The organism is Stenotrophomonas sp. 96582_Sma (assembly GCF_056480905.1).
On sequence record NZ_CM151122.1, the window covers coordinates 4,143,489 to 4,168,967 of the forward strand.

Annotated in this window: 18 protein-coding genes; 10 read left to right on the forward strand and 8 right to left on the reverse strand. The window is 67.1% G+C overall.

Going from position 1 to position 25,479, the window contains the following annotated elements; genetic code table 11:
- Window positions 1–391: 391 nt before the first annotated feature.
- Window positions 392–2,683: an NADP-dependent malic enzyme gene (locus ACZK2R_RS19345; RefSeq protein ID WP_032129106.1), complete on the reverse strand. Its 2,292-nt coding sequence runs from the start codon at window positions 2,681–2,683 to the stop codon at window positions 392–394.
- 230 nt (window positions 2,684–2,913) lie between these two features.
- Window positions 2,914–4,257 carry a dicarboxylate/amino acid:cation symporter gene (locus ACZK2R_RS19350; protein WP_049398388.1) on the reverse strand — a complete coding sequence of 448 codons (1,344 nt, stop codon included), beginning with the start codon at window positions 4,255–4,257 and terminating at the stop codon, window positions 2,914–2,916.
- A gap of 332 nt (window positions 4,258–4,589) precedes the next feature.
- Here ACZK2R_RS19350 and ACZK2R_RS19355 point away from each other — a divergent pair, with 332 nt between their 5' ends.
- Together ACZK2R_RS19355 and ACZK2R_RS19360 are read left to right on the forward strand one after the other, a co-directional pair.
- Window positions 4,590–5,759 (forward strand): OprO/OprP family phosphate-selective porin, encoded by a 1,170-nt coding sequence (locus tag ACZK2R_RS19355; RefSeq protein ID WP_180838233.1) that lies wholly within the window; start codon window positions 4,590–4,592, stop codon window positions 5,757–5,759.
- A gap of 66 nt (window positions 5,760–5,825) precedes the next feature.
- A complete protein-coding gene (locus ACZK2R_RS19360) occupies window positions 5,826–8,468 on the forward strand; it encodes a hybrid sensor histidine kinase/response regulator (RefSeq protein ID WP_180838234.1) in 2,643 nt (880 codons plus the stop codon).
- 559 nt (window positions 8,469–9,027) lie between these two features.
- Here the strand turns inward: ACZK2R_RS19360 and ACZK2R_RS19365 are convergent.
- From ACZK2R_RS19365 to ACZK2R_RS19380, 4 genes are read right to left on the reverse strand one after another with little or no spacing between them, the layout of a single operon-like run.
- Entirely contained in the window at window positions 9,028–9,678 is a 651-nt protein-coding gene (locus ACZK2R_RS19365) for a response regulator (RefSeq protein ID WP_061479578.1), read from the reverse strand.
- 28 nt (window positions 9,679–9,706) lie between these two features.
- Window positions 9,707–10,762 carry an ABC transporter substrate-binding protein gene (locus ACZK2R_RS19370; protein ID WP_125895074.1) on the reverse strand — a complete coding sequence of 352 codons (1,056 nt, stop codon included), beginning with the start codon at window positions 10,760–10,762 and terminating at the stop codon, window positions 9,707–9,709.
- Window positions 10,759–12,150, reverse strand: a complete 1,392-nt coding sequence (locus ACZK2R_RS19375) for a sensor histidine kinase N-terminal domain-containing protein (RefSeq protein ID WP_180838243.1) — start codon at window positions 12,148–12,150, stop codon at window positions 10,759–10,761. Before ACZK2R_RS19375 ends, ACZK2R_RS19370 begins: the two co-directional genes overlap by 4 nt.
- Complete coding sequence (locus tag ACZK2R_RS19380; protein WP_180838235.1) at window positions 12,143–12,832, reverse strand: response regulator; 690 nt, start codon at window positions 12,830–12,832, stop codon at window positions 12,143–12,145. Before ACZK2R_RS19380 ends, ACZK2R_RS19375 begins: the two co-directional genes overlap by 8 nt.
- Before the next feature lie 242 nt (window positions 12,833–13,074).
- Here ACZK2R_RS19380 and ACZK2R_RS19385 point away from each other — a divergent pair, with 242 nt between their 5' ends.
- The 5 genes from ACZK2R_RS19385 to ACZK2R_RS19405 all read left to right on the forward strand — a co-directional run bounded on the left by ACZK2R_RS19385 (window position 13,075) and on the right by ACZK2R_RS19405 (window position 19,573).
- Complete coding sequence (locus ACZK2R_RS19385; protein WP_478488039.1) at window positions 13,075–14,214, forward strand: OprO/OprP family phosphate-selective porin; 1,140 nt, start codon at window positions 13,075–13,077, stop codon at window positions 14,212–14,214.
- Window positions 14,215–14,289: 75 nt separating this feature from the next.
- On the forward strand, window positions 14,290–15,618 hold the full coding sequence (locus tag ACZK2R_RS19390; RefSeq protein WP_032130486.1) for a CitMHS family transporter: 1,329 nt from the start codon (window positions 14,290–14,292) through the stop codon (window positions 15,616–15,618).
- 24 nt (window positions 15,619–15,642) lie between these two features.
- Window positions 15,643–16,383: an acetoacetyl-CoA reductase gene (gene phbB / locus ACZK2R_RS19395; protein WP_005419193.1), complete on the forward strand. Its 741-nt coding sequence runs from the start codon at window positions 15,643–15,645 to the stop codon at window positions 16,381–16,383.
- 207 nt (window positions 16,384–16,590) lie between these two features.
- On the forward strand, window positions 16,591–17,115 hold the full coding sequence (locus ACZK2R_RS19400; protein ID WP_180838236.1) for a hypothetical protein: 525 nt from the start codon (window positions 16,591–16,593) through the stop codon (window positions 17,113–17,115).
- A gap of 160 nt (window positions 17,116–17,275) precedes the next feature.
- Window positions 17,276–19,573 (forward strand): TonB-dependent receptor, encoded by a 2,298-nt coding sequence (locus ACZK2R_RS19405; protein ID WP_180838237.1) that lies wholly within the window; start codon window positions 17,276–17,278, stop codon window positions 19,571–19,573.
- A 439-nt stretch (window positions 19,574–20,012) separates the two neighbouring features.
- On the opposite strand, the gene ACZK2R_RS19410 is transcribed toward ACZK2R_RS19405, so the two are convergent.
- Together ACZK2R_RS19410 and rsgA are read right to left on the reverse strand one after the other, a co-directional pair.
- Window positions 20,013–21,266 (reverse strand): flavohemoglobin expression-modulating QEGLA motif protein, encoded by a 1,254-nt coding sequence (locus ACZK2R_RS19410; RefSeq protein WP_125895588.1) that lies wholly within the window; start codon window positions 21,264–21,266, stop codon window positions 20,013–20,015.
- A gap of 343 nt (window positions 21,267–21,609) precedes the next feature.
- On the reverse strand, window positions 21,610–22,719 hold the full coding sequence (gene rsgA, locus ACZK2R_RS19415; protein ID WP_032129866.1) for a ribosome small subunit-dependent GTPase A: 1,110 nt from the start codon (window positions 22,717–22,719) through the stop codon (window positions 21,610–21,612).
- A 114-nt stretch (window positions 22,720–22,833) separates the two neighbouring features.
- Here rsgA and ACZK2R_RS19420 point away from each other — a divergent pair, with 114 nt between their 5' ends.
- Genes ACZK2R_RS19420 through ACZK2R_RS19430 form a run of 3 tightly spaced genes read left to right on the forward strand, consistent with a single transcriptional unit; the run spans window position 22,834 to window position 25,450 of the window.
- Window positions 22,834–24,108, forward strand: a complete 1,275-nt coding sequence (locus ACZK2R_RS19420; RefSeq protein WP_032129867.1) for a pyridoxal phosphate-dependent aminotransferase — start codon at window positions 22,834–22,836, stop codon at window positions 24,106–24,108.
- Window positions 24,109–24,111: 3 nt separating this feature from the next.
- Window positions 24,112–24,729 (forward strand): SGNH/GDSL hydrolase family protein, encoded by a 618-nt coding sequence (locus ACZK2R_RS19425; RefSeq protein WP_071229632.1) that lies wholly within the window; start codon window positions 24,112–24,114, stop codon window positions 24,727–24,729.
- Window positions 24,730–24,733: 4 nt separating this feature from the next.
- Window positions 24,734–25,450, forward strand: a complete 717-nt coding sequence (locus ACZK2R_RS19430; RefSeq protein ID WP_180838238.1) for a class I SAM-dependent methyltransferase — start codon at window positions 24,734–24,736, stop codon at window positions 25,448–25,450.
- The last annotated feature ends 29 nt before the right edge of the window (window positions 25,451–25,479 follow it).

The following is a 25,479-nucleotide window of genomic DNA, read 5'->3' on the forward strand; positions in this document are numbered from 1 at the left end:
GCGCTACCACATCGCTGCCTCAGCGCGACTGCACGAAGCCGGCGTACAGCGCGAACAGCTGCCGGAAATAACGACGCGTCACTCGATTGCGCATGACACCCTCGCCCATGAAAAGTTGGTCGGGCCCAGGGTGGGAAGGCCGGTCCGGTCCCTTCCCACGGCCGGGCCGCGTGGGCGTATTGGGCCGCAACGGCGTTGCAGGGACATGACCGGGCGGCGTAACGCGTGTGGCACAGGCCGGCGGGCGGTAGAGCCGGCCGCTGGCCGGCTGCGGTGGTGGTGGACATGATTGCGGTTGCTGGCCAGCGGCCGGCACTACCCGTTTCCGCTTTGCGGAAACAGAAACGCGCCCCGGGGGGCGCGCTTCTGCAGCTGACGCTGGAAAGAAGGCTTACGCCTTCTTTTCCGCTTCCAGCTGCTTGCGGATCTGCGCATCCACCGCTGCAATGGCGGTCATGTTCAGGATCCTGCGCGAGGTCGCGCTGGTGGTCAGGATGTGCACCGGCTTGTTCACGCCCATCAGGATCGGGCCGATCGCCACGCCGTCGGTGAACACACGCACCAGGTTGTAGGCGATGTTGGCCGCTTCCAGGTTCGGCAGCACGAACAGGTTGGCACGGCCCTGCAGGGTCGAGCCCGGCAGCAGCTTCTGGCGCAGCGCTTCGTCCCATGCGGTGTCACCCTGCATTTCGCCGTCCACGTTCAGACGCGGGTTGCGCTTGAGCAGCAGCTCGCGCACCTGGCGCATCTTCAGCGCGTCCTTCGAATCGTGGCTGCCGAAGTTGGAGTGCGACAGCAGCGCCACCTTCGGCTCGATGCCGAACAGCTTCATGCGGTAGGCCGCCTGCAGGGTCGCTTCGCACAGCTGCTCGGCGGTCGGGTCTTCCTGCACGTGGGTATCGACGAAGAAGAACACGCCCTGCTGGTTGATCACGCCGGTCATCGCCGAGGTCGAGGTGACCTTCGGCTCCAGCGGCAGCACGCTGCGCACGTAACCCAGCTTCTTGTGGAAGCGGCCGACGATGCCGGTCAGCATCGCATCGGCTTCGCCACGGGCCACCATCACTGCAGCGATCAGGGTCGGGCGCGAACGCATCAGGTTCTTCGCCGCGGCCACGGTCACGCCACGACGGCCGGTCAGGCCGTGGTAGTACTGCCAGTACTCGTTGAAGCGCGGGTCGTCGTTGATGTTGGTGACTTCAACGTTCTCGCCGATCTTCAGGCGCAGGCCGAGGCGCTCGATGCGCGACTCGATCACTTCCGGGCGGCCGATCAGGATCGGGTGCGCCAGGCCGTCATCGACCACGTTCTGCACCGCCTGCAGCACCACTTCCTCTTCGCCCTCGGCATACACAACGCGCTGCTTGTCGCTGCGCGCGCGGTCGTAGACCGGCTTCATCATCAGGCTGGTGCGGTAGACGAACTGGGCCAGCTTGTCGCGGTAAGCGCCCATGTCGTCGATCGGGCGCGAGGCCACGCCCGAGTCCATCGCGGCCTGGGCCACGGCGGCCGACAGCTCCACCAGCAGGCGGCGGTCGAACGGGCGCGGGATCAGGTATTCACGACCGAAGCTCGGGGTCTCGCCGCCATAGGCCGAACCCATGTCGGTGGCCGCACGACGCGCCAGCGCCGCGATGGCACGCACGCAGGCGATCTTCATTTCCTCGTTGATCGCGGTGGCACCCACGTCCAGCGCACCGCGGAACAGGTACGGGAAGCACAGCACGTTGTTGACCTGGTTCGGGTAATCCGAACGGCCGGTGCCGATGATCGCGTCCGGACGGGCGGCGCGCGCCAGTTCCGGCATGATTTCCGGGGTCGGGTTGGCCAGCGCGAAGATCACCGGATCCGGCGCCATCGTCTTGACCATGTCGGCAGTCAGGATGCCCGGCGCAGACAGGCCCAGGAAGATGTCCGCGCCGTCGACGATCTCGGCCAGGGTGCGCTTGTCGGTGTCGCGCGCATAGCGCTGCTTTTCCGGGTCCAGGTCGGTACGACCGGTGTGGATCACGCCCTCGCGGTCGAAGGCCAGGATGTTCTCCGGCTTCAGGCCCAGCTGCACCAGCATGTTCACGCAGGAAATGCCAGCTGCGCCCATGCCCGTGGTCGCCAGCTTCACTTCCTCGATCTTCTTGCCGGTGATCGCCATGGCGTTGAGCACCGCTGCGCCGACGATGATCGCCGTGCCGTGCTGGTCGTCATGGAACACCGGGATCTTCATGCGCTCGCGCAGCTTGCGCTCGACCACGAAGCATTCCGGCGCCTTGATGTCTTCCAGGTTGATGCCGCCGAAGGTCGGTTCCAGCGAGGCGATGATGTCGACCAGCTTGTCCGGGTCGGTTTCATCCACTTCGATGTCGAACACATCGATGCCGGCGAACTTCTGGAACAGCACGCCCTTGCCTTCCATCACCGGCTTGCCGGCCAGCGCGCCGATGTTGCCCAGGCCCAGCACCGCGGTGCCGTTGGAGATCACCGCCACCAGGTTGCCACGGGCGGTCAGCTCGCTGGCCTGCTGCGGGTCGGCCTTGATCGCTTCACAGGCGTACGCCACGCCCGGCGAATACGCCAGCGACAGGTCGCGCTGGGTCAGCATGGGCTTGGTAGCGGAAACCTTGATCTTTCCCGGCGGGGACATCCGGTGGTAATCGAGGGCGGCCTGTTTGAAATCTTCGTTGGACATCGATGTGGGTTACATGAATGGGCAGAAGGGACAGGGGATGATACCCCCGTTGGAGCGTCTGGACCTGTCGCTATCCTGTCGCAGGCATGCTGCGACCGCACAATTCCGTGCCGTATGCGACGGTACCGCGACACCAGCTTCGGTGCGTCCCATGACAGCCATGGGACGCCTTGAAACGCCGCGGGGCCGTACCACTGTCGTGATCGGCCCCGCGGTACGACACACCTGGATCAGCCCCTGGCCGGCAGCGCCTCGGGCACGGCATCGATCAGCGGCGGCAGTTCGCTTTCGCGGCCATCCAGCGCCAGCTTCAGGCGGTTGCGGTCCAGCGCCCCCTCCCAGCGCGAGACCACCACCGTGGCCACGGCATTGCCGATGAAGTTTGTCAGCGAGCGGCATTCGCTCATGAAGCGGTCCACGCCCAGGATCAGCGCCATCCCGGCCACCGGCACCTCCGGCACCACGGCCAGGGTGGCGGCCAGGGTGATGAAGCCGGCGCCGGTGACGCCGGCCGCGCCCTTGGAGCTGAGCATGGCGACCAGCAGCAGGGCAATCTGATGGCCCAGGGTCAGTTCGGTGTTGGTGGCCTGGGCGATGAACAGCGCGGCCAGGGTCATGTAGATGTTGGTGCCGTCCAGGTTGAACGAGTAGCCGGTCGGGACCACCAGGCCCACCACCGACTTGCTGCAGCCGGCGCGTTCCATCTTCTCCATCAGCGACGGCAGCGCCGACTCCGACGAGGAGGTGCCCAGCACCAGCAGCAGTTCGGCCTTCAGGTAGCGCGCCAGCTTGAACACCGAGAAGCCGCACAGGCGGCAGACCAGGCCCAGGATGACCGCCACGAACAGGAAGGCGGTGAGGTAGAACGAACCCACCAGCCAGGCCAGGTTGATCAGCGAGCCAACGCCGTACTTGCCGATGGTGAAGGCGATTGCGCCGAAGGCACCGATCGGCGCGGCCTTCATCAGGATGTGGACCAGCTTGAACACCGGGGCGACCAGCGCCTCCAGGAAGTTCACGATCGGCTTGCCCTTCTCGCCCACCGAAGCCAGCGCGATGCCGAACAGCACGGCCACGAACAGCACCTGCAGGATGTTGCCATCGACGAACGCGCTGAGCAGCGTCTTCGGGATGATGTCCATCAGGAAGCCGACCAGGGTCAGGTCATGCGACTTCTCGACGTAGCTGTGCACCGCGGTCTGGTCCAGCTCGGCCGGATTGATGTTCATGCCGGCGCCGGGCTGCACCACGTGCGCCACGATCATGCCGACGATCAGCGCCAGCGTGGAGAAGAACAGGAAGTACGCCATCGCCTTGGCGAATACGCGGCCCACCGTGCGCAGGTGGGTCATGCCGGCGATGCCGGTGACGATGGTCAGGAAGATCACCGGTGCGATGATCATCTTCACCAGGTTGATGAAGGCATCGCCGAGCGGCTTCATCTTCTCGCCGATCAACGGTTCGTAGTGGCCGAGGATGGCGCCCAGGACGATCGCCACGATCACCTGGAAGTACAGCTGGCGATAGATCGGCAACGGCTTTGCAGGCACCGGTGCTGCGGTCGGGATGTGCATGGCGGACTCCGGAAGGGGCGTTTTCAGGCACGTACGGCCCCGGGACTGCACGGGAACCGTTACCGTGGAAACTGACCGCAGGCCCTGTGCAGCACGCGCAGGGGGTGCGACCAATGGACGCCTTTGTACGCGCCGGGCACGCTGGCGCAGATAACCTATTGGTACTAGCCCCCCGGTTCAGGTGGCCGCGATGCCTACACTGGCGCCGCACCGCCCGATCACGGGGAGGCCGGTGGCCCGAGCTGAACGGCCGGGCGCGTCATTGCGAAAGTTCCGGCCCTTGCGGCCGTTGTTGTCCTGTCCACACGCAATCTGAGAGAGCCGCACCCAACATGCGCCCGATTCCCACCTTGCTGGCCCTGTCGCTGGCCGCGCTTCCCGCCTTCGCTTCGGCTGCCGATTTCGACAACTGGCCGACCAAGTACGCCTTCGGCGACGGCACCGAGCTGGCCGCTACCGCCAACATCGCCTACGACTACAACGATTTCTCCTCGGACAGCGGCCTTGAGGACGACGACGCCGTGCGCCGCAAGGAGTTCGGTGCGACGCTGAAGAAGAAGGGCGTCTACGACGCGATGGCCTATTACGACTTCCAGTCCGATACCTGGCTGGACGTGTTCGTGCGCTTTGAAAGCAAGGCCTTCTTCGGCCGCGACATCGGCCGCTTCCGCTTCGGCTACATGAAGACCCCGGTCGGTCTGGACGCGAACACGTCCTCGCGCGCCGGCAGCTTCCTGGAAACCGCGCTGCCGGTGCAGGCCTTCTACGCCGGCCGCCGCACCGGCGTGGAATGGGTGCTGGAGCGCCCGCAGTACCTGCTGCAGGCCGGCGCCTATGGCGGCAAGGACCTGCAGGGTGACAACCCGGGCACCACCCAGGCCGTGCGTGCGGTGTGGACCCCGGTGAAGGCGCCGGGTGACGTGATCCACCTGGGCCTGGCCTACTCGCAGGAAAATCCGCGCGGTTACAGCGATGGCCGCGACGTGCACCACGAGGCCAGCGCGCGCCTGCGCGCACGTCCGGAAGCCGGCCTGACCGACATCCGCTATGTCGATTCCGGCGCGCTGGTCACCGCCGACCAGATCCGCCGCACCGGCCTGGAAGGCATCTGGATCCGCGGCCCGTTCTCGGTGCAGGCCGAAGCCCTGCGCGCCACGGTCACCCGCCATGACGGCAAGCCCGACTACACCGGCAGCGGCCAGTACGCGATGGCGAGCTGGGTGCTGACCGGCGAATCGCGCCCGTACAACGCCGGTGCGGTGGCCAACATCAAGCCGGCGCACGACTACGGCGCGGTGGAACTGGTGGCCCGTTACAGCCGCATGGACCTCGACGATGGCAGCATCCTCGGCGGCCGCCAGCACGACCTCACTCTGGGTGCGAACTGGTACCTGACCAGCCACTTCAAGTTCCAGGCCAACTACGTCAAGGTCGACGCCAGCCGTCGCGGCGTGCACAGCACGCCGGAGATCTTCGAACTGCGCGCGCAGATGCACTTCTGACCCCTTCCACGTCAGATCCCGGCGGGCGTGCACGCCACGCCCGCCGGCCCTGCGTAGACTGCCGCCATGTACTGGCTCAGCCGCCACCGGATGCTGTTGCTGACCATCGCGGTGATGGTCGGCGGCACCGTGCTGTGTGCGGTCGCCGCCGGCCACTACGCCTGGCGGCGCGCCCTCGGCGAGGAAAGCAGCCAGGTACAACGCCAGCTGCAGTTGTATGGCCAGGGCCTGCAGCAGCGCATCGACCGCTTCGGCACCTTGCCGCAGGTACTGGCACTGGATCCGGATCTGCTGCACGCGCTGCGCGTACCGCCCTCGCCCACCGAACGGCAGCGGCTGAACCTCAAGCTGCAACGCGCCAATGAAGTCACCCGTGCCTCGACCCTGACCCTGGTCGGTCACGATGGCGTGGCGGTGGCGGCGAGCAACTGGGACCAGCCGACCACCAACGTCGGTGAGAACTACAGCTATCGTCCCTATTACCGCCAGGCGCTGGCCCAGGGCCGCGGCCGCTTCTACGGCATCGGCATGACCACCGGCGTGCCCGGCTACTACCTGTCGCAGGCCATCGAGGAAGACGGCAGGCGGCTCGGCGTGGTGGTGATCAAGGTCGAGCTGTCGGCACTGGAGCAGGAGTGGCTGAGCAGCCCTGACGTGGTGCTGGCCAGCGACGACCACGACGTGGTGTTCCTGGCCAACCGTGACAGCTGGCGCTACCGCCTGCTGCGCCCACTGGGCGCCGATGAGCGCCGCGAGATGCTGGACGCCCGCCAGTACGCCGATCGCACCCTGCAGCCACTGCGCGCACGTACCGAGGATGTACTGGCCGATGGCGGCCGCATGGTGCGCCTGCTGGATCCGGCATTGCCGCAGCCGATGCTGTGGCAGAGCCTTGCGCTGCCGGCCGAAGACTGGAACCTGCACCTGCTGCACGACGCCAGTGCCGCCACCGCCGCCGGCCGTGCGGCCGCGCTTACCGGAGGTGCCGCATGGCTGGCGCTGGGCTTCCTGGTGCTGTTCATACAGCAGCGCCGGCGCCTGGCCAAGCATCGCCTGCGCAGCCGCCGCGAGCTGGAAACCCTGCTCAAGCAGCATGCACAGGAACTGCGCACCGCACAGGATGGCCTGCTGCAGGCCGCCACCGATGCCGACAGCGGCCTCAGCCGCAGCCTTGAACACCTGCCGCAGGGCGTGGTGGTGATCGACCGGGACCTGCGTCTGGTCGCATGGAATTCGCGCTACCTGGAACTGTTCCGTTTCCCGCTGGACCTGGTGCGCGTGGGGCGGCCCATCGAGGAACTGTTCCGCTTCAACGCACGCCGTGGCCTGCTCGGTCCCGGCCCGGTCGACGAGGCCATCGAGCGTCGCCTCAACCACCTGCGCAGCGGCCGTCCGCACATGCGCGAAAGTGAGAAGGACGACGGTACGGTGCTGGAGATCCGCGGCAACCCGCTGCCCGACGGCGGTTTCGTCACCAGCTACGCCGACATCACCAGCTACAAGAATGCTGCACGCGAACTGCGCTCGCTGGCCGATGCACTGGAACACCGCATCGCCGAACGTACCCACGACCTGGACGAAGCACGTCGCGAAGCCGAGCAGGCCAATCGCTACAAGACCCGCTTCGTCGCCTCGGCCGTGCACGACCTGCTGCAACCGCTCAACGCAGCACGCATGTTCGTCTCGGTGCTGCGCGGCAAGCTGAGCGACCCGGCGCAACAGCAGACCAGCGATCACATCGACGCTGCATTGGCCGCGCAGGATGCGATCCTCAACAGCCTGCTGGATATCGCGCGGTTGGAATCGGGCAGCCTGCCGACCCGTGTGCAGGCGTTCCGGCTCGGGCCGCTGCTGCAGACGCTGGCGCGCGAATTCGGCATCGCCGCGCAGTCACGTGGCCTGGTGGTGGACTGGGTCGATACCGATGCCGTGGTGGTCAGCGATGAAGCGCTGCTGCGCCGCATCCTGCAGAATTTCCTGTCCAACGCACTGCGCTACAGCGAACGCGGCCGTGTGCTGCTCGGCTGCCGTCGCCGCGAAGGCCTGCTGTGGATCGAAGTGCACGACCAGGGCCCCGGCATCCCCGATGCGTTGCAGGGCGAGATCTTCGAGGAATTCCGCCGCCTGCACGACGGCCAGCAGCGCGGTGCCGGGCTTGGCCTGGCCATCGTCGACCGCATCGGCCGCCTGCTCGGACATCCGATCCGGCTGCGCTCGCAGCTGGGCCAGGGCAGCGTGTTCGCCGTGGGCGTGCCGTTCGGCGACGCCAGCGCGATACCCGCCACCGCGCCCGCGCCGGTGCTGGCGCAGGAACCGGCGGCGGACAACCCGCTGCGAGGGCGCCGTGTGTGGGTAATCGATGACGATCCGCACGTGTGCGCGGCCAGCCGCGCGCTGCTGGAGCGGTGGGGCTGCGAGGTGCTGCTGGCCGATGGCCCGCAGGCAGCGCTGCAGTTGGCCACGACGGCAACCGTGCCGGAGCTGGTGCTGCTGGATGTGCGCATGGGTGACCACCACGGCCCGGTGCTGTACGAGACATTGGCAGAGCTGTGGCGGGCCCGACCGCCGGTGGTGCTGGTCACTGCCGAGCGCGATGCGGGATTGCGCGAGATGGCCGCCGAGCGTGGCTGGGGAATGATGGCCAAGCCGGTGAAGCCGCCGGCGCTGCGGGCGCTGATGAGTCAGTTGTTGATCCGGCATCGCGGGTAGTTTCCAGCCAACGGCGCGGCCCCTCGTGGGTGGTGTCTGGTTGGTCGTGGAAAGCAAAAGCCGTGGTGGGCCGGTCGGGTTGGGTGCACGGGGGACGCCGTGAATCCATCCCTGGAGGCTTGGCAGCCGCATCCATGCGGCTGACACCCCCGCGAACCCAACCCGACCGGCCTCTGACAGATTTCGGTGGCCTGCCACCCACGGAGAAGAAAAAGAAGAACAAAAGCCGGTCGCGCGCTGCGCTTGCTCGTGTAGAGCCGAGCCCATGCTCGGCATCGCGGACTGACCGCAAAGCAGCCGAGCGTGGGCTCGGCTCTACAAAAGGCGGCCTGCCAGGCTGCCTTTGCTTTTGATGTTCTTTTCTCTTCCGTGGATGGATGCGCACGGAACCTGTCCGTGGCCGGGCAGGTGGGCTGCGCAGGGGCGTGAGCCGCATGGATGCGGCGACCGAGCTTACATGGACGTACTTGCAGCGGCCCCTGCGCAGTCCACCTGCCCGGCCTCACCCATGAACTGCTCTACGTGTCCACCCACGAGGGGCTGCGCCGTTGGCTGGAAACTACAACCCGATGCCGGCGTCGCCCTCGGGCTCCAGCGCCTTCACCAGCACCGCCGCCTGCGTGCGGCTATGGCACTCGAGTTTCTTCAGGATCGCGGTGACATGCACCTTCACCGTGTTCTCGGCCAATCCCAGCGTATAGGCGATCTGCTTGTTGAGCAGGCCATCGGCCAGGCACAGCAGCACGCGGAACTGCTGCGGGGTCAGCTGGGCCAGGCGGCTGGCCAGCAGCGCATCGGCCTCCGAGCGCTCGGCGGCCATCGCCGGGAACCACAGGCCACCATCGAGCACAGTCTGCACCGCCTCGCCGATGGTCTCGGCCGGAGCCGACTTCGGAATGAAACCGGCAGCACCGAACTGCTGCGCGCGGCGGATCACACGGGGATGGTCGTTGGACGAGAGGATCACCACCGGAATGTCCGGATGCGAGCCGCGCACGTGCAGCAGCGCGGAAAAGCCGTGCGCGCCGGGCATGGTCAGGTCGAGCAGCACCAGGTCCACGTCCGGGTGCGCGTCGAGGGCTTCGGCCAATGCCTCGGCGCTGGCGACCTCGCGCACCTGCGCCAGCGGCAGGCTCTGCCGCAATGACTGCACCACCGCCGAACGCAGCAGCGGGTGGTCATCGGCGATCAGGATGGTGTATTCGCTCATGCCGCCATTGTACGGGCAGGCCGTCGCCTCAGCGCCCTGCCGGCTCCACGCTGCTGCGCCAGGCATCGAGGAACTGGCGGCGCTTGAGTGCATCCAGGTACACCAGCAGGCCCGGGCCCAGCTGGATCGGGCGACGGCTGCGGCCGGGTGCATCGTCGCCACGTGCGTTGCCGGTCACGATCGGCATCAGCCGTGCCTCGCGTGACAGCACCTGCTGGCCACGCGGCGACAACAGGTAGTCGAGGAAGCGCCGGGCTTCTTCCGGGTGTGGGCCGGTGCGTGGAATCACCGCGGTACGCAGTACCACCAGCGTGTAGTCCTCAGGCTCCACAATCGCCAGCGGAGCACCCGCGTCGATGCGCGCCTGCGCGTAAGAGCCGAGCACGTTGTAGACCAGCGACAGCTGTCCGCTGGCCACCTTGTCCAGTAGCACGCCGGTGCGCTCCTCGCGCACCACGTCGTTGTCGCCCAGCGCGCCCAGCAGCGCACCGGCAATGCTGCCACGCTGCGCATCCTGCGTTGACAGCAGGTAGCCGACGCTGCTGCGTTCGATGTCATAGGTGCCGACCCTGCCGCGCAGCGGTGCACCTTCGGCGCGCAACCGGTCCAGCAGTTGCCGGCGCGTGTGCGGCACCCTCGCAGCCGTCAGCGCGCGGGTGTTGTAGACCATCACCACCGGCTCATAGCTGATGCCGAATGCCTCGTTGCGCCACTGCGCCCAGGCCGGCAGCGCGGTGGTCTGAGCGGAGCGGTGCGGCAGTGCATGACCATCGTTGACCAGCTTGGTCTGCAGGTCCATGCCACTGGAGATCAGCAGGTCCGGCGATGCCGGTCCGCCGCGGTCGTGCAGGTACCGCGCGTACAGGTCCTGGGTGATGATGTCCTCGTACACCACTTCGGTGCCCGGGTGCAGCCGCTGGTAGTCGGCGATGACCACCGCGAACACTTCGATGTCGGTGGTGCCGTGGATGCGCAGCTGCGCCGTGGTCTTTGCCTGTGCGGGAAAACGGCGCACATCGCCGGGCGCGGCCAGCACCGGCAGGGCCAACAGCAGGGCAACGGCGGTGGCGAACAGGCGGATCATGAACTGCTCCGGGGCAGGCGGATGGTAGCGATCAAACCACCCTGCGGACGGTTGCTGAGATCGATGCGGCCGCCATGGCTGTCGACCACGCGCTTGACGATGGCCAGGCCCAGCCCGGCGCCGCCGGACGGCGCGCCCTCGCCACGGGCGAAGCGCTCGAACACGCGTTCGGCATCGGCGGCGGCAATGCCGGCACCGTGGTCGGCGATGGTCAGCACGGCCTGCCCGCCTTCCACGGTCAATGCGATCTGCAACGGACCGTCGCCGCCGTACTTGAGTGCATTGTCGACCAGGTTCTTGATCGCCTCGCGCAGCAGCAGCGCATCGCCATGCACCTGTACCGGCTCGGCAGTCATCGCCAGCTGCACGCGCGGCGCCGGGCCGGCCTGCGGCAGCGCTTCATGCAGGGCCTGGTGCACGGTCTCGGCCAGATCCACTGCAGCAAAGCGCTGCAGATGCGAACGATGGATCACGCTGGCATCGCTGAGCAACTGATTCAACAACCGGCTCATGTGGGTGGCGTTGCGCTCGATCGCCTGCAGGCTGCGCCGCATGTCTTCGGGATCGTCGTCATCCAACGCCAGCTGTGCCTGCGCACGCAATGCCGCTAACGGCGTGCGCATCTGGTGCGCGGCCTCGGCCATGAACGCGCGCAGCGTCTCGTTGCTGCTGGACAGCCGTTCCATGAAGCGGTTCAACGCCGCCACCATCTGGTCCATCTCGCGCGGTACACGGGCATCCAGCGGCTTCAGGTCAGAGGGCTCGCGGCGTGACAGCTCGCGTTCCACCCGCACCAATGGCCGGAATGCGCGATGCACGCCAAAGGCCACCAGCGCCAGCAGCAGGCCGGACAGCACACCGATCGCCAGCAGTGCGCGGTTGACCATGTCCTGCGCGACCGCTTCACGCGCACGCCGGGTCTGGCCGACCTGCACCTGTACCTCGCCCTGCGCCGAGGCGGCGGCGAAACTGCGGCCGACCACCACGAAGCGCACGGTCTCGCCGCTGTAGGCGGCATCGAACAACTGCGGTTGCGTGCCGGGCCGGCGCGGCGGCGCCGGCAGGTCGCCATAGCCGGTGATCAGGTTGCCACGGCTGTCGGCGACCCGATAGAACACGCGGTCTTCCGGGGCCATCGCCAGCAGGTCCAGCGCCGCATAGGGCAGATCGACCTGCCATTGGCCATCGACCAGGGCCACCGAATCGGCAATGGACAACGCCGAGGACACCAACAGGTGATCGTAGGAACGGTTGGCGGCGCGCTGGCCATAGCCGCGCGCGGCAAACAGCAGAGCCACCGCGAACACCGCCAGCAACGCGCCGAGGTAGAGCAGCAGCGTGCGCCGCAGCGAGCCCGGTGCGGCGTTCGCGGTCCGCGCGTCAGGCATCGGCGTCGGTGCTGTCATCACTGGTTTCCAGCAGGTAGCCGACGCCGCGCACCGTGGTGATGCGCAGCGGCGCGGCGGCCAGCTTCTTTCTCAGGCGCCCCACATACAGCTCGATGGCATTCGGGCCGGCTTCATCGTCGAAGCCGAACAGGCCATTGCCTATCTCATCCTTGCCGACCACCTGGCCGAGGCGGCCGACCAGAATCTCCAGCAGCCGGTACTCGCGGTTCGGCAGTTCGATCGGTTCGCCGTCGAGGCTGACCCGGTGCGCGGCATTGTCGAACTGGAAGCCACCGATCTGCACCACTTCGCTGGCCTGGCCGCGCGCGCGTCGCAGCAGCACGCGGCAGCGCGCTTCGAACTCGCGGAAATCGAACGGCTTGCCCAGGTAATCGTCGGCGCCGACGTCCAGCGCCTGCACACGGTCTTCGATGCCGTCGCGCGCGGTCAGCATCAGCACCGGTGTGCTGTCGCCGCGCTCGCGCATGCCGGCCAGCACGCGCAGGCCATCGAGCTTGGGCAGGCCGATATCCAGAACCACCAGGTCGAAGCTCTGGTAGCGCAGCACGCTGGCGGCCGCCAGGCCATCGGCCTGCCAGTCCACGGCGTGCCCACTGCGGCGCATGCGGCGGATGATCGCATCGGCCAGATCCGGGTTGTCTTCGACCAGCAGCAGGCGCATGGGCACGGGGGTGGGAGGGGAAACGAATGCTACCGCATGCCGCCGCCGCGCTTGCCGGGCGTGGCCCAGTGAGCGCAGTGGCCGGTTTTACGCTGCACCGCACAATCCGTTGACAGGACGATGACAGCTACGGCAACCCAGACTGCGGCCGCGCACCGTCCGGTGCCCACGATTGCCGCGCGCCTGGCGCGCACCTGGGAGGGTTTGTGGAATTCACGTTTGCCTGGCGGCGCCCTGCCGCCATGATGGCGCTGGCTGCCCTGTCGGCGCCGGCCTTTGCCGCCGAAGACGATCGTCCGGTCACGGCTTCGCTCGGAGGCCGCCTGCACCTGGACTTCGCCACCTTCGACAACGACAACCGCGGTACGCCGAACAAGGATGACACCGAGATCCGCCGTGCCTGGGTCGATGTGTCCGGCAAGTTCTTCGTGGTCGACTACAAGCTGGAAGCCGATTTCTCCGGCGACCGCGTCGAGGCCAAGGACGTGTACCTGGCACGCAGCTTCGGCAAGGCCGGCAAGCTCACCGTGGGCCAGTTCAAGCAGTACTTCTCGCTGGATGACCGCACCAGCTCCAACTACGGCAGCTTCCTGGAGCGCGGCAACGCTGGCACCACGCTGGCGCCGCTGTATCGCCTGGGCGCATCGTGGCAGGCCAACCCCGGCGACTTCACCTGGGCGGCCAGAATCTACAGCCTGGAAAGCATCGACGCCTGGCAGGTGAAGGGCCGCGCCGCCGGTGGCCGCGTCACCTGGGCGCCCTCGCCCAGCGATGGCGACGTGCTGCACCTGGGCCTGTCGCTGGCCCGTGAGGCCTACGACAACCCCGGCGCCAATGGCGTGCCTGGCCTGCGCATCCGCCCGCGCCCGGCCGGCCACCTGTCCGACGAGAGCCGCCTGACCCTGGTCGACTTCTCCGCCGGCCGCGATACCGATGTCAACAAGTGGTCGCTGGAATACGCGCAGGTGCGCGGCCCGCTGTCGTGGCAGGGCGAGTTCAGTGGCGCCACCTTCGATGACGGCGCGCAGCGCGGCGACGTAATGGCCGCCTACGGCATGCTCAGCTGGTTCGTCACCGGCGAAAGCCGCGCCTACGACCGCAAGACCGGCCGCTTCGCGCGGGTGAAGGACATCCGGCACAAGGCCGGTGCCTTCGAAGTGGCGCTGCGCTACGACCAGATGTGGGGCGCACAGCACCTCGATGGTGCACCGGACCTGCGCCGCGGCAGCACCGAAGCGTGGACGCTGGGTGGCAACTGGTACCTGCGCGACAACCTGCGCTTCATGCTCAACGTGATCGAAAGCCGCAACCGCGACCGCCTCGCCGGGATCACGGTGGACCGCACGCGTGCGGTCACCGGCCGCCTGCAGTACGACTTCTAGACCTGATGTTCCGGGCATGCCGCCCGGGCCCCTTCCACTCCCCCACGTCCTGTTTTCGCAAGGAGTCCGCAGATGATGCTGAGCATCCTCGGCTTTGGCATGGTCATTACGTTCATGTACTTGATCATGAGCAAACGCCTGTCGCCGCTCGTCGCCCTGATCACCATCCCCATCCTGTTCGCGCTGATCGGCGGCTTCGGCGCCAACATCGACGAGATGATGCTGGAGGGCATCAAGAAGATCGCGCCCACCGGCGTGATGCTGATGTTCGCCATCCTCTACTTCGGGGTGATGATCGACGCCGGCCTGTTCGATCCGCTGGTGCGGGTGATCCTGCGCTTCGTGAAGGGCGATCCGATGAAGATCGTGCTCGGCACCGCGGTGCTGGCGATGCTGATCTCGCTGGACGGTGATGGCTCGACCACCTACATGATCACCGTCTCGGCGATGCTGCCGTTGTACCAGCGGCTGGGCATGAACGCGCTGAACATGACCTGCGTGACCATCCTCGCCGGCGGCGTGATGAACCTGACCCCGTGGGGCGGCCCGACCGCCCGCGCGGCCACCGCGCTGCACGTGGACCCGGCCGATGTATTCGTGCCGCTGATCCCGTCGATGGTGATCGCCTGTGCTGGCGTGCTGCTGCTGGCCTGGTACCTGGGCCTGAAGGAACGCCGTCGCCTCGGCGTGGTGACCCTGCCCAAGGGCGGCAGCTGGATGGACAACAGCGTGTCCGACGACAGCAACCCGCTGCCGACCGTGGAAGACGCCGAGGACATCAAGCGTCCGAAGCTGCTGTGGGTCAATCTGGCCCTGACCGTAGCGCTGATGACCGCGCTGATCATCGGCGTGCTGCCGATGCCGGTGCTGTTCATGGTCGGCTTCGCCATCGCCTTGGTGATCAACTACCCGAACCTGGCCGAGCAGCGCCGCCGCGTGGTCAACCACGCCGGCAACGTGCTGTCGGTGGTGTCGCTGATCTTCGCCGCTGGCATCTTCACCGGCATCCTCAACAACACCGGCATGGTCGAAGCGATGTCGCACAGCTTCCTGGCGGTGATCCCGGAATCGTGGGGGCCGTACCTGGCGGTGATCACGGCGGTGGCGTCGATGCCGTTCACCTTCTTCATGTCCAACGACGCGTTCTACTTCGGCGTGCTGCCGATCCTGTCCGAAGCCGCCGGCAACTACGGCATCACCCCGGTGGAAATGGCGCGCGCCTCGCTGGCCGGTCAGCCGGTGCACCTGCTCAGCCCGCTGGTGCCGTCCACCTACCTGCTGGTTGGCCTGGCCAAGGTCGAGTTCGCCGATCACCAGAAGTTCACCCTGAAGTGGGCCATCGCCATCTCGATGCTGCTGATGGTCGGCAGCCTGCTGTTCGGCCTGTACCCGCTCGCGGCCTGACCCCTTACCAAGGAGCCTTCTGCAATGACGCTTCGAATCGCTTACGTCACCAGCGGCATGGGCAGTGTCGGTACTGCCATCTGCCAGAGCCTGGCCCGCAGCGGCCACACCGTGGTCGCCGGTTGCGCGCCGAACTCACCGCGCAAGGCCAACTGGCTGCGCGAGCAGCGCGAACAGGGCTTCGACTTCATCGCCTCCGAAGGCAACGCCACCGACTGGGCCTCGACCAGCGCGGCGTTCGCCAAGGTCCGCGCCGAAGTCGGCGAGGTGGATGTACTGGTCAACAATTCCGGCGGCAGCCGCGACCTGCTGTTCCGGCAGATGACGGTGGAAGACTGGAACGCGGTGATCGCCTCCAACCTCAATGCGCTGTTCAACCTGACCAAGCAGGTGGTGGACGGCATGGCCACGCGGGGCTGGGGCCGCATCATCAACATCGGTTCGGTCAGCGCCCACAAGGGCCAGATCGGCCAGGTGAACTACGCCACCGCCAAGGCCGCGATGCATGGTTTCAGCCGTGCGCTGGCCGCGGAAGTGGCCTCGCGCGGGGTGACCGTCAACACGTTGTCGCCGGGTTATATCGCCAGCCAGGCGATCAGCAGCTTCCCGCCGGATGTGCTGGACCGGCTGGCCGCGTCGGTGCCGGTGCGCCGCCTCGGCCGCCCGGAGGAAGTAGCCGGCCTGTGCGCGTGGCTGGCCTCGGATGAAGCCTCGTACGTGACCGGCGCCGACTATCCGGTCAATGGTGGCCTGTACATGGGTTGAGCCCGTCTCCACGCAGCGCGTGGACCGCCTCCCCCACGGAGTGCGCGGGGCCGGTGAACCTTCGTTCGCGAGGGGGATCCGGCCCCTTTTTGTTTCTGCATTTCTGAGACGCACTTCCCGATGCATCGGCAGAACCGGTGCTATAGCTGCCAGCGCTTGCCGCGCCCAATGGACGAACGGCTGATATCGCGGATCAAGGAGGTTGGCATGCGTGCAATGCTGATTGCGCTTCTTGCGGTCGCCACCACGCCACTGGCGGCAACCCCACCCGCTGCCACTGCAGAAGAGGCGGACGCAACCTGGCGGCTCGCGGAGCGCTGGTCCTTGCAGCTGGCACGCTCTGACCTTGTCGCGCAGCTGTCACCACTGGCTCCGGCCGGCTCGCGTTCGGAAGCAGGAAGGGGCCGGGGCGACAGCGCCACCATCGATCTGGCGCCATTCGTGGTCGCCGGAAGGATCAAGGGGCCTTCTGGCCAGATCCACACCGACGCGTCGGGGCGAATCATCAAAGGCATTACGCTGTCGCTGGGCGGCGCCTGCATCTCGCGAAAGCAGATGGGTCGTCGCTACCCCGACTTCAACGTCCTTTCCGTCCCGTCAGGGCATAGTCTGGACGAGTCGACGGTGTTCGGCACGGTACTGAACGGCATCCAGATCGGGTTCTCATTCTCCGAACATGATCGTGACTGCATGGACCAGCTCAAATTCAGGTGGCCCGGTGAGCGCTTCTGATTCTCTCCGGCATACCACCATGACGAACAGGTTGCAGGACGCACACCACTGCCCTGCATCGTTCGTTGGTTTTCCGTAAAGAAGGTTTCATGTTCCGTTCGCATAGTGGCCATGCACCGCGCACGCGTGCCGGTGACCACCCCCAATGCAACGGACCACCATGCAGACCCGACACCTGACGATCGCCGTGGCGATCGCGCTTTCCGCCGCCGCCAGCGCCCATGCTGCCACCGCCGCCGATACCGGCGCCAGCACCGATGCCGCGCTGAGCGCGCAGACGCTGGATACCGTCTCCGTGATCGGCCAGGGCGAGACCCGCCAGGTGCAGCGCATCAACGCCGTCGACAAGCAGGTGCTGCCGCCGGGCACCAGCGGCCAGAAGATCCTCGATCGCCTGCCGGGCGTGTCGGTGCAGTCCAACGACGCCTTCGGTGCCAACGAGGAATCGCAGACCATCAGCCTGCGTGGCTTCGACAAGAGCCGCCTGGGCTACACGCTGGACGGCATCCCGCTGGGCGACAACAGCTACGGCAACTACAACGGCCTGAGCATCGCCCGCGCGATCATCGCCGAGAACCTGGCCGGCGCCGAGCTGTCGCAGGGCATCGGTTCGCTGGGCGTGGCCTCGACCAGCAACCTGGGCGGCACCATCCAGTACTTCTCGATGGACCCGTCCACCGAATTCGGCGGTCGCGCCAGCGTCACCGTTGGCGACAACAGCCAGCGCCGTGGCTACCTGCGCGTGGATACCGGCGACATCAACGGCTTCTCGGCCTATGTGTCCGGCGTGCACCAGGACCAGGACATGTGGGCTGCGCCGTACCAGAACCAGACCACCCGCCAGTTCAACGCCAAGGCGGTGTGGAACGTGGGCGACCATCGTTTCGGTGCGTTCGTGGCCACCTCGCGCGCCAGCCAGGCCAACTACGCCTACCTGTCCAAGGACATGCTGGCACGTGGCCTGGGCTATGACTGGAACATCTACGCGCCGGACTGGGATCGAGCCGTGGCTGCTGCGTACTGCGCGCCGGGCACTCTGGACCGCAGCAAGTGCAAGTTCAGCGGTGGCGTCACCAGCATCGACGATGCGTATTACCAGAGCCGTGCACTGCGTGACGACAACCTGTACTCGGTGGATGCCGACCTGCGCCTGGGTGAGCAGGGTCGCTTGAAGCTGCTGGCCTACCACCACGACAACCGTGGCCAGGGCCACTGGTGGGCACCGGGCCAGCCGTCCTACCCGGGTACCGACAAGATGCTGCCGATCTCGATCCGCAGCACCAACTACACGATCAACCGCGATGGCCTGACCGCCGCACTGTCGTGGACGGTCGGTATCCACGAGCTGGAAGCCGGCCTGTGGTACGAGCAGAACGACCACAACGTGTCGCGCAACTTCTACTACATCAGCGGCCCGTTCCTGGACGACCTGTACCTGAAGAACCCGGACCGCCTGCTGTTCAACCAGGACTTCGACATCCGCACGCGCCAGTTCTACGTGCAGGACCGCATGCGCTTCCTGGACCAGCGCCTGACCGTGGACGTGGGCATCAAGAGCCCCAACACCCGCATGCGCGCCACCGCCAACCCCGGCGTGGAAACCAGCATCGCCTCGGGCACGCTGACCGCCAAGGAATCGGTGCTGCCGCAGCTGGGCCTGGGCTTCAAGCTCAACGCCAACAACGAGCTGTTCGCCTCCTACGCCGAGAACATCGCCGCCTTCGTCGGTGGTGGCAGCGGCGGCCCGCTGCAGGTGTCGCCGGAATCGTTCGCGGCCAGTGCCGGGCTGGAGCCGGAGAAGTCCAAGAGCCTGGAAGCCGGCTTCCGTACCTTCGGCGAGAAGTACCAGGCGTCGATCGCGGGCTACAACGTGAAGTTCGACAACCGCCTGCTGTCGCTGAACCCGTGCTCGAGCATCGAAGTCGGCACGCGTCCGGAGTGCGTGACGCGCTTCATCAACGTCGGTTCGGTGAAGAGCTACGGCGCGGAACTGACCTTCATCCTCAAGCCGATCGACGGCCTGCAGTGGTACAACGCGCTGTCCTGGAACAAGACCACCTACGAGGACGACTACCTGTCCGGCGGCGCGGTAGTGCCGGTGGCCGGCAAGATCACCGTGGATACGCCGCAGCGCATGGCCTCCAGTGAAATCAGCTGGAACCGCGATGGCTTCTTCGCCAGCCTGCGTGCCAAGTACACCGGCAAGCGCTACTACACTTACACCAACGACCAGTCGGTGCCGGGCGTGACTACCTTCGACGCCGGTGCGGGCTACGATTTCGGCCCGGGCCTGGGCCTGCGCAATGTGCGGGTGTCGTTGAACGCGACCAATCTGACCAACAAGCGCTATGCGGGCCAGCTGAGTTCGTTCGCACCGACCGATCCGGAGGGCAAGCGCTATGCGATCCACGCGAGCGCGCCGCGGCAGTTGTTCATGACGGTGGCGGCGGAGTTCTAAATCGAAAGCGGGCGCTGCGGCGCGTTGATTGTTCCTGCATGGCGAGGGTAGGCAGGCCCATGCAGGACACGCCGTAAACCCATCCATGGGGGCTCGATCGGCGCATCCATGCGCCTCACGGTCCTGCATGGGCCTGCCTACCCACGCTGGACAGTTCCCCGCGCCGGCGCGGAGACAATTGAAAGCAAGAGCAAAAGCAAAGCGCCGGGCAGTGCCCGGCGCTTTGCTTTTCAAGCTTTTCAAACGCAATCCCTCTGGTGGGCCTGCTGCCGCGCCCGCAGGAAACTGTCTGGAGGAGGCGGGGCACCCTGGTCAGGACCGTTGGCGCCATGGATGGCGCCATCGAGCACCATGGAGGGGCTTTTGCGTGTCCTGGCCAGGGTGCCCCGCCTCCTCCCCACCGATAGCAGGCAGGCGCTGGCGGGTCCGCCAACGCATTTCATTCCGGCGCCAGCTGGTCCATCCGTATCCGGTTGGCGAACAGCGAGAACGCCAGCATCCCGGCCAGGCCATTCGCCCGGCTCACCCAGTGCGGCAGCCAACGCGGCGGCTTCAGCACCCCCGCATCGAACAACGGCGCGAACGCGATCGCATCGGTCAGGCTCATCTTGCCGGCAAACAACCAGCGGCAGACCTGCAGGCGGTCCTCGGCCAGCATGTGGCGGAAGAACGTGTGCACCGACACCAGGCCGCGCAGGTACACCGTGTCCTTGGTGAAGGCCAGGCCGCCACTGGGCGGCACGCCACGGAACACGCGCTGCGCCGAAGCGAAACTCTCTTCCGCGTTCTGCCCGGCATCGCAGAAATAGCGGAACACTTCGATGAAATCAGCACCTTCGCGGGCCATCGCAATCGCTTCGGTACGCAGGCTGATGCGCTTGAGGCGCTCGATGTCGATGCTGCCGGTGATCTGCTCGGCGAAGGTGGCCAGCCCTTCCTGGGTTGCCGTCACCCGCGGCGAGGACAGTGCCAGGCTGGGCAGCACCGGCTGCTCGCGGCCGTTCAGGGCGGTCAGTGAATGCACCAGCGCTTCATGGTGGAACAGCTGCGCGCGGTCGTAGGCGCTGAAGCGTGCACTGGTGCGCAGGCGGATGCGGGTCGGGCCGGCGGCGGCCTTGGACACCAGCTCCGGGTCGAGCTGTACCTGGATGATGCGCGATTCGAAGAACGCGTCCAGATCGTTCTGCAGCTGCAGTTGCAGCGCGATGGCCGAGACCGGCACCTGTTCTTCCGGTGCCAGCAGTTCGTGGTCCAGCTCGGCGGCGATCTGGATGAAGTGGCGCGCCGCTTCGCGCGTGCTCGGGCCATTGCCCGGCAACGGCTGCTCGGGGGCGCCGAACAGCTGCACCGAACAGGAGTCGACGGCGGCAGTGCCCAGTCCTTCCAGCAGCTGCGCAGCCAGGTCCCAGCTCTGCGCTGACTGCCGCACGTAGTGACCCAGTGGATGGCTGTCGTCGCAGTCGGCGGCAATCGCGGCCAGCGCACGACGTTCCTCGCTGAAATCCAGCTTCGGGTAGTCCACCTTCGGCAGTACCGGCTGGCCGCGTGCCACGCTGGCCAGGAACGGTGCCTGCAGCGTCGCTGGCCAGCTGGTCAGGCCCAGCAGGCGGATGCCTCCCACGGCCTCGACCAGGCGCGCATCGAGCGCTGCATGGTGGGCCACGTCACGGTCCAGCGTCGCAGTCGGTTCCATGCGCGGACTATAGCGCCCTGCCCGCGCGTTGGTAGGTGCAATGGATCGGGTAGCTGCCAACCTTGGTTGGCATCCGCCGAAGGCGGACTTCGGATACATCCGTGCCAACCAAGGTTGGCACCTACCAGGAGCGGGCAGAGGCGGGCTTCGGATACATCCGTGCCAACCAAGGTTGGCACCTACCAGGAGCGGGCAGAGGCGGACTTCGGATACATCCGTGCCAACCAAGGTTGGCACCTACCAGGAGCGGGCAGTTGGCACCCACCCGAAGCAGGCAGACGCAGGTTCATTGCAGGGGGCAGAGCCCATTGCGGTGCAATGGGATCCGACCCCGCGATACCGATCAACGCCTGCGCGGCTTGCCTGCCGGGCGGAACTGCTGGCCCTTGCCCTTCTTGCCACCGCGTTCCTGCGCGGTCTCGGCCTGGCGTACTGCCAGCTTGGCGGCGGCGGCGGCCACTTCTTCCTTCAGCTTGAAGTAGTTCAGCAGCCGGCTCTCTTCAATCTCGCCAGCCTCGATCGCTGCACGCACGGCACAGCCCGGCTCCTGCTGGTGCTTGCAGTCGTTGAAACGGCACTGTGCGGCCAGCGCTTCGATGTCCGCGAACCCACCCTCGGACAGGGTCTCTTCGCCGGTCGGCTTCAGCTCGCGCATCCCGGGGGTGTCGATCAGGCAGGCGCCGGTCGGCAGCGGCATCAGCGCGCGGTGCGTGGTGGTGTGGCGTCCACGCGAATCGTTGGCGCGCACTGCGTTGGTCTTCATCCGCTGCTCGCCGAGCAGGGTGTTGGTCAGCGTGGACTTGCCGGCACCGGAGGAACCGACCAGCACCACCGTGCGGCCCGGGCCCAGCCACGGCTGCAGCACCGCCACGCTGTCGGCATCCAGGCCGTTGATCGCATGCAGCGCGATGCCCTGCATCTCCAGCTCTTCCAGCACCGCCAGTGCGTCTTCGCTGTACTCGGTCTGGTCGGCCTTGGTCAGCACCACCACCGGCTCTGCACCGCCACCACCGACCAGCAGCAGGTAGCGTTCGATGCGGCGCGGATTGAAGTCGGCATCCAGACCACAGACGATGAACACCGTATCGATGTTGGCGGCGATCACCTGCTGGTGGTAATGCTCGCCGGCCGCACCGCGCTTGATCGCGGTACGCCGCGGCAGCAGGGCGACGATGCGGATGCCATCGAGCAGCACCCAGTCACCCACCGCTGGCCGTTCATGGCTGGGGAAGCGCGGGCGCTGCCATTCCGGCAGCGACTCGGCCTTGATCGACGCATCCGGGCCATCGGCCACCACGTAGTGGGTGCGGTGCTGTTCGATCACCCGTGCCGGGCGGGCCTGCGGATGTGCGGCCATCGCGGCCTGCCAGTCGGCCTGCTGCGCCGGGCCCGGCCAGGGCCAGCCAATGGTCTGCAGGGCGATGAAATCGGGGGTCTGGGTCATCGCCGCCATTCTACCAGTGCCGGCGCCCTGCCAGCCCAGCAATGACGGGCCCGGAGCCCTTGCCATGCATTGCAGCAATTCCGGTAGGATGGAAGCCCCATGCCTTTTGACGGCCCAGCTCCCATGTCCACCAACTCGCCCAAGCCCCTGGCCATCCGCGAGCGCCTTTCCGAAGTGCGCTACGAAATCCGCGGAGAACTGGCGCGGCGAGCCCGGGAGCTGGAGGCGCAGGGCCGCAAGCTGATCAAGCTCAACATCGGCAATCCCGGCGCCTTCGGTTTCCGCGCGCCGGAGCACCTTCAGCGTGCGATCGCCGACGACATGGGCCGCACCGACCCCTACACGCACCAGCAGGGCCTGCCGGTCGCGCGTGAAGCCATCGCCAGCTACTACGCCCGCCGTGGCGCGCCCGATGCCCATCCGGACCGCGTCTTCCTCGGCAATGGCGTCAGCGAACTGATCGACCTGTCGCTGCGTGCGCTGCTCAATCCCGGCGACGAAGTACTGGTGCCCTCGCCCGACTACCCGCTGTGGTCGGCCTCGACCATCCTCAACGATGGCCGCCCGGTGTACTACCGCTGCGCACCGGAGAACGGCTTCCAGCCGGACCCGAGCGAGATCGAGACGCTGGTGTCCTCGCGCACCCGCGCCATCGTGCTGATCAACCCGAACAACCCCAGCGGCGCCAGCTACCCACGCGAACTGCTGGAGCGCGTGGTGGAGATCGCGCGCCGCCACAACCTGCTGTTGCTGGTTGATGAGATCTACGACCAGATCCTGTACGACGACGCGGTGTTCCAGCCGGTCGCACCGCTGGCTGGTGATCATCCGTGCCTGACCTTCAGCGGCCTGAGCAAGGTGCACCGCGCCTGCGGCTGGCGCGTGGGCTGGGCCCACCTCAGCGGCGACGATGCCCGCCTGGGTGACTTCCGCGCGGCGCTGGACCTGCTCGGTGCGCTGCGCCTGTGCGCCAACGTGCCGGGCCAGTACGCCATCGAGGCCGCAGTGAACGGCCCGGACACCATTTCCGAGCTGTGCACGCCGGGCGGCCGCCTGTACGAAACCCGCCGTGCGGTGATCGAAGCCTGCGAAGCCAGCGAACACCTGTCGCTGGTCGCGCCGGCCGGCGCGCTGTACGCGTTCCCGGCCGTGGTCGGCGCTGCGGCGAAGGGCTTCGACGACCACAACTTCGCGCTGGACCTGATGAACAACGAGGGCGTGCTGGTGGTGCCGGGCTCGAGCTTCAACGTGCCCTACCGCCACCATTTCCGCGTGACCCTGATGCCGGAAGCCTCGGTGATGCGCGATGTATTCGCGCGCATTGACCGTGCCCTGGCCCGCCGTGCCGAGGACGCGACCAAGGTCGTGCCGCTGAAGCCGCGCCGTTCGGTGGCCTGACCTGTGACCCTGTCCTACCTGGCGCTGGGCGATTCGTACACCATCGGTGAAGCGGTTGCAGTCGAAGGCCGCTGGCCGCACCAGCTGGCTGCCGCACTGCGTGCACAGGGCACTGAGCTGTCCGATCCGCAGACCATTGCGACCACCGGCTGGACCACCGACGAACTCGATGCGGGCATCGATGCGGCCGCGCCGCAGGGGCCGTTCGATTTCGTCAGCCTGCTGATCGGCGTCAACAACCAGTACCGCGGGCGTCCGCTGGACGAATACCGCAGCCAGTTCCAGGCCCTGCTGCAGCGGGCGATCGGCTTCGCTGGCGGTGACGCCGGCCGCGTGCTGGTGCTGTCCTTCCCCGATTGGGGTGCGACCCCGTTCGGCGCCGGCAGTGGCCGCGACCTGGCCGCCATCGAGATCGAGACCGACGAGTTCAACGCGGCTGCCGAGGTGATCAGCACCCAGCAGGGCGTGGCCTTCGTCGACATCACCGATATCAGCCGCGCGCAGGGCGAAGACCCGACGATGATTGCCGAGGACGGCCTGCACCCTTCGGCGCGGATGTACGCGCTGTGGAGCGCGCGCGCCCTGCCGGTGGCCGCGCACCTGCTTGGCGGCACGGACTGAGGCGATGGACGGCACGCCACGGACTGGCACGCCCCTGCCCTGCACTCCCCTGGCGGCCCCGCAAGCCCGCTTGATCGCCGACGCATTCCGGCCGGCGCAGGTCTGGGGCAGCCGCCGCGACTACTACTACACACGCGGCAAACTTGGCAGCGATCCGCTGTACGACGGCGTGCTGCAGCATCTGCCTGACGATGGGCAGCCGGTGCTGGACCTGGGCTGCGGGCTGGGCCTGTTCGCCCATGTGCTGCGCCAGCGCGGCGGTACCCAGCATTACCTGGGCGTGGACGTGGATGCCGGCAAGATCACCCGCGCGCAACGTGCTGCCACCCACCTGCAGGACGTGCGCTTCGACTGCGTGGATGTGCAGGCGCCGCTGCCGGCCCAATCCGGGCACGTCCTGCTGCTGGACGTGCTTCAGTATCTGGACGCGGGCCCACAGCAGGCCCTGCTGCGCGCGGCCAGCGCGCAGGTGGCCCACGGCGGCTGCCTGTTGCTGCGCACACCGCTGGCCACCGGCGATGGCCGCGACCGCACCACGCGGGTGGCCGACCGGCTGGCCTGGCTGATCGGCTGGATGGGCACACGACCGCGCCACTATCCCGATCCGCAGGTGTTGCAGGCGACATTGATCGAGGCCGGATTGCAGGTGACGTCGCCCCGGCCGCTGCACGGGCGTACCCCGTTCAACAGCTGGCTGCTGGTGGCGCACCGCATCCGGTAGCGCGGGGCCATGCCCGGCGGATTCCATCC